Source organism: Arthrobacter sp. HS15c (genome assembly GCF_040812005.1).
Classification (GTDB): domain Bacteria; phylum Actinomycetota; class Actinomycetes; order Actinomycetales; family Micrococcaceae; genus Arthrobacter.
The window spans coordinates 225,527-236,432 of the sequence record NZ_JBFOHM010000010.1 but is presented as its reverse complement, the minus strand read 5'-3'; the positions used below and the strand labels follow the sequence as shown (position 1 = coordinate 236,432).

General features: G+C 68.0%; 7 protein-coding genes and 1 rRNA gene. 4 read left to right on the top strand and 4 right to left on the bottom strand.

The genetic code is table 11. The annotated features are described in order from the left end of the window. From rrf to ABV518_RS17925, 4 genes are all read left to right on the top strand, one after another. Positions 1-108, top strand: a 5S ribosomal RNA gene (rrf, locus tag ABV518_RS17940); the annotation flags it as partial. Positions 109-658: 550 nt separating this feature from the next. Beyond that, positions 659-946, top strand: coding sequence for an HU family DNA-binding protein (locus ABV518_RS17935; RefSeq protein ID WP_056341443.1), 288 nt, complete (start codon positions 659-661; stop codon positions 944-946). A gap of 99 nt (positions 947-1,045) precedes the next feature. Continuing rightward, positions 1,046-3,190 (top strand): cytochrome c oxidase assembly protein, encoded by a 2,145-nt coding sequence (locus ABV518_RS17930; protein ID WP_367769592.1) that lies wholly within the window; start codon positions 1,046-1,048, stop codon positions 3,188-3,190. Beyond that, complete coding sequence (locus ABV518_RS17925; protein ID WP_367769589.1) at positions 3,190-5,223, top strand: NHL domain-containing thioredoxin family protein; 2,034 nt, start codon at positions 3,190-3,192, stop codon at positions 5,221-5,223. The genes ABV518_RS17930 and ABV518_RS17925 overlap by 1 nt, the downstream gene beginning before the upstream one ends. 189 nt (positions 5,224-5,412) lie before the next feature. Here the strand turns inward: ABV518_RS17925 and ABV518_RS17920 are convergent, their stop codons facing one another. From ABV518_RS17920 to ABV518_RS17905, 4 genes are all read right to left on the bottom strand, one after another. After that, complete coding sequence (locus ABV518_RS17920) at positions 5,413-6,405, bottom strand: hypothetical protein (protein WP_367769586.1); 993 nt, start codon at positions 6,403-6,405, stop codon at positions 5,413-5,415. Positions 6,406-6,536: 131 nt separating this feature from the next. Continuing rightward, entirely contained in the window at positions 6,537-8,264 is a 1,728-nt protein-coding gene (locus tag ABV518_RS17915; protein ID WP_367769583.1) for a helicase HerA-like domain-containing protein, read from the bottom strand. A 4-nt stretch (positions 8,265-8,268) separates the two neighbouring features. Then, complete coding sequence (locus tag ABV518_RS17910) at positions 8,269-8,739, bottom strand: GNAT family N-acetyltransferase (RefSeq protein ID WP_367769610.1); 471 nt, start codon at positions 8,737-8,739, stop codon at positions 8,269-8,271. Positions 8,740-8,796: 57 nt separating this feature from the next. Beyond that, positions 8,797-10,824 (bottom strand): FAD/NAD(P)-binding protein, encoded by a 2,028-nt coding sequence (locus ABV518_RS17905; protein ID WP_367769580.1) that lies wholly within the window; start codon positions 10,822-10,824, stop codon positions 8,797-8,799. Between the last annotated feature and the right edge of the window lie 82 nt (positions 10,825-10,906).

Here is a 10,906-nt window from a genome sequence, read left to right as displayed (position 1 = left end):
CATAGCGTGGGGGAAACGCCCGGTCCCATTCCGAACCCGGAAGCTAAGACCCACAGCGCCGATGGTACTGCACCCGGGAGGGTGTGGGAGAGTAGGTCACCGCCGGAACAACTATTAAAGGTCGAGGGCCCCCCAACACACACGTGTTGGGGGGCCCTCCCATTTAACAGCACACCCCGCACCCCACCCAGAACCCTCTCCCACATCCTGCATGTTTTTGACGAACCCTCTCGCACATCCTGCAGGTTTTGAACGGACCCTCTCCCACATCCTGCAGGTTTTGGACGGACCCTCTCTCACCACCCGCAACAACCCCGCCCCCGGCACCCCGCCCAGCCACCCGCCGTCGTGCCTCACGCCACCATCCCAACCGCGAGAGCGTCCGTGAAAAACCCGCATCAACTGCGAGAGCGTCCGTGGAAAACCCGCAGGAACTGCGAGAGCGTCCGTGGGGAGAACGTGTGAGACGCCAGGGAGCGTCCGCTGTGGGCGCAATTCCCCGAAAAATCCCCTAAAATCTGGTGATTTTAGTCAAAAAGTCGCGGAAACACGCGGAATTTGCGGTCCTCGTCGGCCCAAGCTGGTAAGTTTTCGAACAGTGGCTTGTACGCATGCCGCGTGCAGGCTCCAGAAATCATGACCGTCCAGGAGGACATCAATGGCTAAGAACCGTAGTGAACTTGTTTCAGAGGTAGCAGGCAAGGCTGGCACCAGCCAGGCAGCCGTCAACTCCGTCCTCGACGCACTGTTCGAGGTTTTCGAGACCTCTGTCGCCGCGGGCGAGAAGATCACCATCCCGGGCTGGCTCGCAGTCGAGCGCACCGACCGTGCAGCACGCACCGGCCGCAACCCGCAGACGGGCGAGACCATCCAGATCGCAGCCGGCCACAGCGTTAAGCTGACCGCCGGTTCCAAGCTGAAGGCTGCAGTCGCCAAGAAGAAGTAGTCTTCTTCAACAGCACCTGTGGAGCGGCAACCAGAGGGTTGCCGCTCCACTGCTTTAAGCCGATTCGCCGCCTCGGCACCCGTAGCGGACAATGGATAGGTGCCTTCCGCAGCAAAATCCCGTTCAACCGCACCCCAGCCAGCACCCGACAAGGGAGCGTCTGGACGGCTGGCCGGTGCCATGGGGATTTCCCGGCCGTGGCAGCTCGCCGGGCTCGCGGCACTGCTCCTGGGGCTGACAGCGGCACTTCTCTTTTCAGGTGCGGCTGCGGCGCGTGAAGTCTCCGACCCCGGTGCGCTGGTCCGCTGGGGGCTCCCCATCAGTAAAGCCATCCACAACGTCTCCCTGGCCACAGTAGTGGGCGGCCTGATCTTCGCCGTCGGCATCCTGCCCCGGAGCGCCACCCGGCGTTCCAAGGACGACGACGGCCCGGAACATCCCGCCTTCTCCCGCGCCTTGGCCGTGGCAGCTGCAGCCGGCGCGGCGTGGACCCTGTCAGCCATCGCCGTCCTGGTGCTCACCTACTCAGACGTCGCCGGGCAGGGCATCTCCGGGGACGCAGAGTTCACCCAGGCGCTCGTCTACTTCATGACGGACATCGAGACCGGGCGGGCCTGGCTCACCGTCACCATCATCGCGGCCGTTGTCACCACGGCCCTCTTCGGCGTGCGGTCGCTTGGAGGGCTCGCGCTCACCCTGGTTCTGGCGCTTGCCGGACTGGTGCCCGCCGCGCTGATCGGCCACTCCTCCAGCTCTTCCGACCACGAAGGCGCCATCAACTCCCTGGGCCTCCACCTCGTAGGCGTCAGTGCCTGGGTAGGCGGCATCATCCTGCTGGCCCTTCTTTCGGGGATCCTGACCGCCTCAAAGCCCGGCACGGCAGCAGACATCACTGAACCCACCCTGCGCAGGTTCTCCGCGCTTGCAGGCTTCGCCTTCGTGCTCGTCTTCGCCTCCGGCATCATCAACGCCAGCATCCGCATCACCAACTGGGCTGACCTCGTCGGCTCCCCGTACGGCCAGCTGATCCTGGTGAAGACCGCCGCCACCCTGGTCCTGGGCGGCATCGGATTTATGCACCGGCAATGGGTCATCCCGCAGCTGGGCCGCAAGGGCTCAGCGTTCTCATCCCGCCGCGTCCTGTGGCAGCTGGTAGTGGTGGAGCTCCTCATCATGGGTGCCACCTCCGGCGTGGCCGTCGCGCTGAGCCGATCCGCTCCGCCGCAGCCCACTACGTTCGCGCCCGACGCGTCACCGGCCTTCATCCTCTCCGGCTACGAGCTGCCCCCGGAGCTGACCCCCGAGCGCTGGCTGACGGAATGGCGCCTGGACTGGCTGTGGATCGCCGTCGCCGTCTTTGGGCTGGCTGCATACGTCCTGGGCGTCGCCAAGGTGCTGCGCCGCGGCGACAAGTGGCAGTGGTTCCGCACCGTGAACTGGGTCATCGGCCTGCTGGTGCTGACCTTCATCACGTCCGGGCCGCCGTCGGTCTACGGTCGTGTCCTGTTCTCCGCGCACATGGTGGACCACATGGCCCTGACCATGGTGGCGCCCATCTTCCTGGTGCTCGGCGCCCCCGTGACCCTGGCGCTCCGCGCCCTGCCGGCCCGCGGTGACGGCTCCCGCGGCCTGCGTGAGTGGCTGCTGGTGTTTGTGCACTCCAAGTTCTCGCAGCTGGTGACCCACCCCATTTTCGCGGCCGGCAACTTCGCCGGTTCCATCGTGCTGTTCTACTACTCGGACGCGTTCGGGTTTGCGATGCGCGAGCACGTGGGGCACGAGCTGATGAACCTGCACTTCGCCCTGACGGGTTACATCTTTGTGCTGAGCATGATCGGCACGGACCCGCTGCCCCGCCGCGCGCCGTACCCCATGCGGCTGGTGCTCCTGCTGGCCACCATGGGCTTCCACGCGTTCTTCGGCGTGGCCATCATGGGCGGCACCAACCTCCTGGCCGCCGACTACTTCGGCAACCTCGGCCGGGCCTGGGGTCCGTCGGCCCTGCTGGACCAGCAGATGGGCGGCGCGGTGGCCTGGGGCATCGGTGAGGTGCCCACCCTGCTGGTGGCGATCGGCGTCGCCGTGATGTGGTCCCGCTCCGACGAGCGCGAGTCCAAGCGCACGGACCGCGCGGCGGACAGGAATAACGACGCCGATCTGACTGCTTACAACGATATGTTTGCCAAATTGGCTGAACGCGACGCCAGGCTGGCTGAACGCAACTCAAAGCTGGAAGGACGCTGATGAGCGAAACCGTACGCACCCAACTCCGGGTCCGCGCCTCCGAACTGGTGGGCCGCAACTGGTTGAACACCGGCGGCAAATCGCTGGACCTCGAAGCCCTGCGCGGCAAGATCGTGCTTCTGGACTTCTGGACCTTCTGCTGCATCAACTGCCTCCACGTCCTCGACGAGCTGCGTCCGCTGGAGGAAAAGTACTCCGACGTCCTGGTCACCGTGGGCGTCCACTCGCCCAAGTTTGAGCACGAAGCCGACCCCGTGGCGCTGGCCGCTGCCGTGGAGCGCTACGAGATCCACCACCCCGTCCTGGACGACCCCGAGCTGGACACCTGGAAGGCGTACACCGCGCGCGCCTGGCCCACGCTGGTGGTTATCGACCCCGAGGGCTACATCGTGGCGCACTTGTCCGGTGAAGGCCACGCGGACGGCCTGGCCGTGCTCATCCCAGAGCTGATCGCCGAACACGAAGCCAAGGGCACCCTGCACCGCGGTTCCGGCCCCTACGTGGCGCCGGAAGCCACGTCGGGCACGTTGCGGTTCCCCGGCAAGGCACTGTTCCTACCGGCTGGGCGCGGCACCTCGCACAGCGGAGGAGCGGATGCAGGAGCGTCCGACGGCGGCACGTCAGCGGGTGCCGCGGCCCACGGTTCCTGGCTGGTCACCGACACCGGCCACCACCGCCTGGTGGAGCTGGGCACCGACTTCGAAACCGTCCTGGCGACCTTCGGCACGGGCACCAAAGGCCATCTTGATGGCCCCGCCGGCGCCTCCGCCGATCACGTACAGGCAACCGCACAGTTCAACGAACCGCAGGGCCTGGTGCTGCTTCCGGAAGATGTGGCAGCCAAGGTGGGTTACGACGTCGTGATAGCCGACTCCGTCAACCACCGCCTCCGCGGGCTGTCACTCGCTGACGGCAAGGCCACCACGCTGGTGGGCAATGGCGTCCAGCGGCTGCTGGAAACGGGTCCTGCCCGCGTTGACGAGGACGCGGCCGGCTTCACGGGGCTCCTGAGCGAGCACCCGCTGGAGGTCTCCCTGAGCTCGCCGTGGGACGTGGTCTGGTCCCGCAAGCTCAACGCCGTCGTGATTGCCATGGCCGGCACGCACCAGATTTTCAGCTTCGACCCGCTGACCGGGGCTGTTTCCATCGCGGCCGGCAACGGCCTGGAGGGCCTGCTGGATGGCCACGCACATGAGGCCTGGTTCGCCCAGCCCTCCGGCCTGGCCGAAGACGCGGACGGCAACATCTGGGTGGCTGACTCCGAGACGTCCGCCCTCCGGAAGCTGGTGATTGACGACGGCGGCACGGTCACCGTGGAGTCGGCCGTCGGCAAGGGGCTGTTCGACTTCGGCTTCCGTGACGGCGCCGCGTCCGAGGCCCGCCTGCAGCACCCGCTGGGCGTCACGGTCCTGCCGGACGGCTCAGTGGCCATTGCCGACACGTACAACGGGGCCGTTCGCCGCTACGACCCCGCAACGAAGACCGTGTCCACGCTGGCGCGGGGACTCTCTGAACCCTCCGACGTCATTGTGGACCACACCCAGGCGGCGGGCTCGGAACCGCTGCTGGTGGTGGTGGAGGCCAACAAGCACCAGCTGGTCTACGTCCCGATCCCCAAGGAAGCCCAGCAGGTGGACGAGGGAGCGGCGCAGACCCACCGGCCCAAGAGCCCGGTTGCGCCCGGCCTCCTGGACCTCAAGGTCCGCTTCACCGCACCCACCGGCCAGAAACTCGACGACCGCTGGGGCGATCCCACCCAGCTGAAGATCTCCTCCACCCCGCCCGAGCTGCTCGTGGCCGGCGGCGGGACGTCGGTGGGGCTGCAACGGACGCTGGAGCTCTCCGCCGACATTCCCGAAGGCGTGCTCCACATTACGGCCCGTGCTGCGGCCTGCGACGGACCCGAGACCGAGGACGGCGAGATCCCGGACCACGCCGCCTGCCACCTGTACCAGCAGGACTGGGGCATTCCCCTGCTGCTGCAGGCCGACGGCGACACCGAGCTGGTCCTGGACCTGCGCGGAATGGACTGAGCTCCGCCGTAGTGCTCTAGGTGAAAGGCTGCCTTCCGGGACTTCGTGTCACGGGAGGCACCCTTTTTGCGCTCCCCGGCCGGGCGCGGGAGGCGGCGGAATCCGCGGGAATCCAAGGGCGGCGGTGGGCGGAGCCGGCGAAACCGTGCCCGGCGTGACGCCGAACTGGGCCGGTACGGCAGGCGCAGCCTAGTAGCTCAGGAGCGGGGTGACCTTGATGGTGTCGCCGGAGACGTCCAGGCGGGTGGTGAAGCTGAAATCCACCTCTTCATTGAGCGGGAAGTTCGCGCCCGTGAAGGAGTTCTGCTGGACCGCTTCCACCCGGGCTTTGCCGTCGAGCGGCGCCACCACCCAGCGGCCGCCGAAGGGCTCGATCGAGATCTCCGGGTATTCGGTGATGCTCCACTTGATGGTGCCGTCGTACACAGTGTTGTTGCTGGCGTAGTAGAAGGGGCAGTCCGGCTGGAGTTTCTGCTGTTTCTGGGCCTCGGCGGCGCAGGTGTCCAGGAACTCCTTGACCTTCGCTCCGACGTCCCTCCGGAGATCCTGCGTGGCCTGGGTCAGCAGGTTCAGCGGCGCGACGGGGACGCTGTTGGTGGTGACCGTGGCGCGCGTGGATGGGGCGGCAAAGTACTCGCCGTTCAGGGACGCCTCGTATTCGCCGGGGTAGAAGACAGCGAAGGAGTTGCGGCCGTTGGGCATGTTGACCGGCACACCGTTGACGGTCGCCTCGCTGGCGTTCACCACGGTGATGTCGACGGTGGGCAGCCGTGAGGGCACAAAGGCCCAGGTGTTGAAGAAGAGCCACTCGGTGCCGGTCTTCTCCAGGATGAATTCGGAGCGCAGCCGGCTGCCGTCGATGGTGTATTCCATCGGCACCATGACCTGGTTGCGGGGACGTTCTTCGGCGTCGCCGATCTTGACGTTGGCAAACCGCGAGGCTGCTGTCTGCAGGGCTGTCCCGTCCAGCATGGCGGCGTTGGCCTGCGGCACGGTGGCGCGCAGCAGGCCGAGTGCCTTGCCGCCGTCGCCGCTGTGCAGCGCGTCCAGATACTCGCGTACAGGCTGCTGCGGACTGGCCACCGTATTGTTCACCAGGTTCACCGCGACGATGGCCCCGGCCACGGCGAGCATGAGGCCCAACAGCCATCCGGCCGCGATCCTCACCAACGCTTGACTCATCTGCACGCCCCCCACGTTACCTGCAAGCCCGCAGATTCCGGGTGCCGGGGCACCCCTGCGTGACGCGGAGCGGCGGCTTTTCCAGCGCCCGACGGCGGCACCCGGGTCGCTGGAACATCGTCAGTTTTGGCCTAGCGGCGGCGCCGGGACGACGTGCCGAACACGCCCCGGAGGAGTTCCCGGCCGAGCTGGGTGCCCATGGATCGGACCATGCTTTTCAGCCCGCCGCCCAGTGCCCCGCCGAGGGCTCCGGCGAGGTCGCCCACCATGTCGCCGCCCGCCGGGGCGGACCGTTCCGGGGCACGCGGGGCCCGCGGGGCGCGCCCTGCGTCGATGCTCTCCGGAGCAGGAAACGGGGCCGGTGCCGGGCGGCTGCTGGGCCGGCCGAGGATTTCCTCCTCGATCCTGCGCGCCTCGGCGTCCAGATCGGCCTGGCTGGAAGTCCCCGGCACGGGGGAGCCGGGGACGGGCGGTTCGCCCGGCGCTGCCTGGCCGGTGGGCGCCGCAGCCTTTCCGGTGAGCTTTTCGTAGGCGGAGACGTTGTCCACGGCGGTACCGTATTTGGCCAGCAATGCGGAACCGGCCACCGTGCTCTTGACCAGGTCGTCCGAGCTGGGACCCATCACGGACTCGGGCGCGCGGAGCCGGGTATGGGCCACCGGAGTGGGGGCACCCTTCTCGTTCATGACAGTGATGACTGCTTCGCCGATCCCCGCGGAGGTCAGGGTTTCCTCGAGGTCGTAGTCGCTGACCGGGAACGTGGAGACCGTGGCCTTGAGTGCCTTGGCGTCCTCCGGGGTGAAGGCGCGAAGCGCATGCTGGACACGGTTGGCCAGCTGGCCGAGGACGTCCGACGGCACATCCTTGGGAGTCTGGGTGACGAAGAAGATGCCCACGCCCTTGGACCGGATGAGCCGGACCGTGGTGGTGATGGCGTCCAGGAATGCCTTGGACGCGCCATTGAACAGCAGGTGGGCCTCGTCCAGGAAGAACACCAGTTTCGGCTTGTCCAGATCGCCGGCCTCGGGCAGGTCCTCGAAGAGGTCGGCCAGCAGCCACATGAGGAACGTGGAGAAAAGCATGGGCTTGGTCTGCAGGGTGGGCAGCTCCAGGCAGGTGATCACGCCGCGGCCGTCCGGCGCCGTCCGGAGCAGTTCGGCGGTGTCGAATTCGGGCTCGCCGAAGAACCGCTCCAGCCCCTGCGCCTCCAGGTTCACCAGCTCCCGCAGGATGACACCGGCCGTGGCTTTGGACAGGCCGCCCAGCTCGGCGAGTTCGTCCTTGCCCTCGGCGGAGGTCAGGAACTGGATGACCGAGCGGAGGTCCTTCAGATCGATGAGTTCCAGGTTGTTCTTGTCCGCGAAGTGGAAGACCAGCTGCAGGCTGGACTCCTGGGTGTCGTTGAGCTCCATCACCCGCGACAGCAGGATGGGGCCAAAGGAGGTGATGGTGGCGCGGACGGGTACGCCGTTGCCGTCGCCGCCCAGGGCCAGGAACTCCACCGGGAACGTCTTGCCGGCCCAGGCCTGGCCGATGCTCTCGGTGCGTGCCGCAAGCTTCTCGCTGCCGGCAGCGGCCGTGGCCAGGCCGGAGAGGTCGCCCTTGATGTCGGCGAGGAACACGGGAACGCCTGCGGTGGACAGCTGCTCCGCCATCATGTGCAGGGTGACGGTCTTGCCCGTGCCGGTGGCCCCGGCCACCAGGCCATGCCGGTTCATCATGGCCAGCGGCAGCCGGACCTGGGCTTCCTTGTGGAGTTCGCCGTCGACGATGGCGGCACCGAGTTCGATGGTGGCACCTTCCAGGGTGTAGCCCTTCTGGATGGTGGCGAGTTTCTCTGCGGTGGTTTTGATGGCCATGCCGCTAGCTTAGCGGCGGACCCGGGAGATTCTTGGTGAATGCCAGCGACTTTATGGTCTCCGGATCGGCCTCCACATCGAACTGCGGCTCATACCCCGTGGTGAGGTAGAGATGCTTGGCTTCTGGCTGCCGGGGACCGGTGGTGAGGTAGATACGCCGGTAGCCGCGGAGGGCGGCAAGCCGCTCCAGCTCGGTGAGCACCACTCGGGCCAGCCCCCTGCGGCGGTGTGCCGAGTGCGTCCAGATGCGCTTGAACTCCGCCGTGTCCGCGTCGTACCGGCGGAAGGCGCCGCCGGCCACGGATCCGCCGTTCTCCTGGATCATCAGCAGCGCCCCGCCCGGGCCCTCGAATTCCGCTGCCGGGTACCGGTTCAGTTCCTCGGCAGCGGCGCCGCGGCCAAAGAGGTCGCCGTAGCGGGAGTCGTATTCCACCGCGAGCTCATCCAGGAGCGGCCGCACCCGCGGATCGTGCATGGGCAGGCTCAGCACGGTCAGCGCCGCGGGGTTGAGGGGCGTTTTGGTTTCCACTTTTCAGGCCTTTCCGACGGCGGCGGGCTGGGCGGCTGCGGCGGCTCCGGATGGGCGGGCGGCAGCGTGGGCGGGCTGGGATGCAACGGCGGCGTCAGCAAACTCCGTGACTGGGGCGGCCGCATGAAGCCCGGCCGCGACGGTGAGGATGTGCCTGGCCAGTGCGTCGTTCTCGCGGAACGGTGCGGCGTTGGTGCCCGGCCGGGCGAAGGCCCCGGCCCCCCAGCCGGAGGTGCCCGGGCCGATGCCGAAGATCCGGTTCTGGGCCCGGCCCTGGGCGTCCACCAGCTGGTGCTTTCCGGACACCAGGAGCTTGCCGGTGGAGTGGATGCCGTCGGCGGTAAGGAGCTGCTGTTCGCTTCCGATCCCAGCGGTGTGTACCGACTGGAGCGCCGGGTTCAGCGACCGGGCCACCGACGTTGCCGGCAGCCGGGCCTCGATGAAGGCCTTGGCCCGGACAGCCACGCCCGACTGCGCTGAGGTTGCCACGAACTCGCCGGTGGACTCGTCCGTGTCCACGGAGATCTCAGGGCCCAGGAAGTCCAGGAGCCCGGCACGGTGGAGGGCCAGCATCTCCCGCAGCCGCCGAGGGGGCGGCCCGGAGTCCACAAAGCTGAAGAATCCGTGCCACCAGCCGTGGACGGTCTGCTGCGAGCGGGCATTGAGCCGTTCCGCGGGAACCAGCCGCCCCAGGTCCATGTACACCTTCAGCAGCGCCACGAACAGGGCCATCGTCTCGGGGTGGTCCGGCCCGTCGCGGAGGACGAGGTCGTGTTCGATGTATTCCGCCACCGCGTCCTGCACTTCGGCGTGGCCTGCGAAGGACTGCCCGGCGAAGGGCCGGTCCAGGCGCTCCAGGTCCAGGTGCAGGCGGGTGTCCGGGACGGAGCCGGCCACGAGGTCCTCGCGGGCAGTGCTGTACCAGTCGAGCGCCGCGAACCGGCCGGAAAATTCGGCCCAGCCGGTGCTGACCCGCTCCGGGCTGCCGGTGAAGAGCTCACGGTAGTAGCCGTAGCCGGCTTCCTTGGCGATCAGCGGCCAGAGGTGGCTGCGGAAGTCGAGTTCGGCATTCAGCTCCAGGAGGCTGTCCACGGCGCCGCGGGTGAAGAACCGCAGCTCGCCCGGAGCCTCACCGCGGAGCGGCGCGGACACTTTGGAGTGGTAGGGCACGCCGCGCCGGGACCCGGCCAGCAGCCGCGGTTCGCGGCCCGACGCAACGTAGCGCAGGCCGCCGTCGGGAGTTTCCTCAAACCGACCGCCGCGCCCTTCCGTGAGAAGGACCAGCAGGTCAACGAACGCCAGCCCCATGCCGGCCACGATCACGTCCTGGCCCGGGGCGAGGGGTGAATAGTCGACGTCGGTGGTGTAGCTGGGTGCCGCATGGAAGCCGCCGTGCCGGGCGGCGAAGCCGGACCAGGCCTCCGAGGCGGCGTCCGGCCTTGAGTCGGTGTGGCCCAGCGCGGTGACCACGACGTCGGCCCGCACCTCGCCGCCGTTGGCCAGGCGCACGACGTGCGTGCCGGCGTCGGACGCGGTATGGGAGGAACTGGCGCGCTCGACGGCGACGGCGGTGGTGCGGTGGACGGTGGCGTTCCCGCCGAGTGCCGTGACGGCCCGGCGGAAGAACCACTCGAGGTACTGGCTCTGCAGCTGCCGGGTGGGGAAGGTTCCGCCGGTGAGCGTGCGCAGCTGTTCCCGGATGGCGAGCGGAAAGTCCGGAACGTCCGTGATGGATCCGTCGAGCACCCCGGCGGCCCACCCGGCGAGCCCGGGCCCGTCCGCGGCAGGTCCTTCGCAGGCCACCGACGAGTCGGTGAACATGGTCACGTCCGCCGCCGCCGAGTTGAGCATGAGGCCCGGATGCTGGTCATAGCGCCAGATCCGGCCGGAACCCGGCTCGTACGGCTCCACCACATGGATATCCAGCGGGCCGGAGAAAAGCCCGGCACGGTTTGCCGCCAGCCGCTCCAGGACGCCCGCAGCCCGCGGACCGCCGCCGATGAAGACAACGGAAGGGACGTTGGCTGGCATGGGGGCTCCTGACGGGACGCTGCTATGGGGCGGTTGGCTATTAAGGCTGGACGGGTGGTTGAGTGCCCATGCTAGGCAGCCT

Excerpts from the sequence above, each read along its gene's own strand:
- ABV518_RS17935 (WP_056341443.1), top strand. The coding sequence starts at position 659 with ATGGCTAAGAACCGTAGTGAACTTGTTTCAGAGGTAGCAGGCAAGGCT.
- ABV518_RS17925 (WP_367769589.1), top strand. The coding sequence starts at position 3,190 with ATGAGCGAAACCGTACGCACCCAACTCCGGGTCCGCGCCTCCGAACTG.
- ABV518_RS17920 (WP_367769586.1), bottom strand. The coding sequence starts at position 6,405 with ATGAGTCAAGCGTTGGTGAGGATCGCGGCCGGATGGCTGTTGGGCCTC.
- ABV518_RS17915 (WP_367769583.1), bottom strand. The coding sequence starts at position 8,264 with ATGGCCATCAAAACCACCGCAGAGAAACTCGCCACCATCCAGAAGGGC.
- ABV518_RS17910 (WP_367769610.1), bottom strand. The coding sequence starts at position 8,739 with ATGCACGATCCGCGGGTGCGGCCGCTCCTGGATGAGCTCGCGGTGGAA.
- ABV518_RS17905 (WP_367769580.1), bottom strand. The coding sequence starts at position 10,824 with ATGCCAGCCAACGTCCCTTCCGTTGTCTTCATCGGCGGCGGTCCGCGG.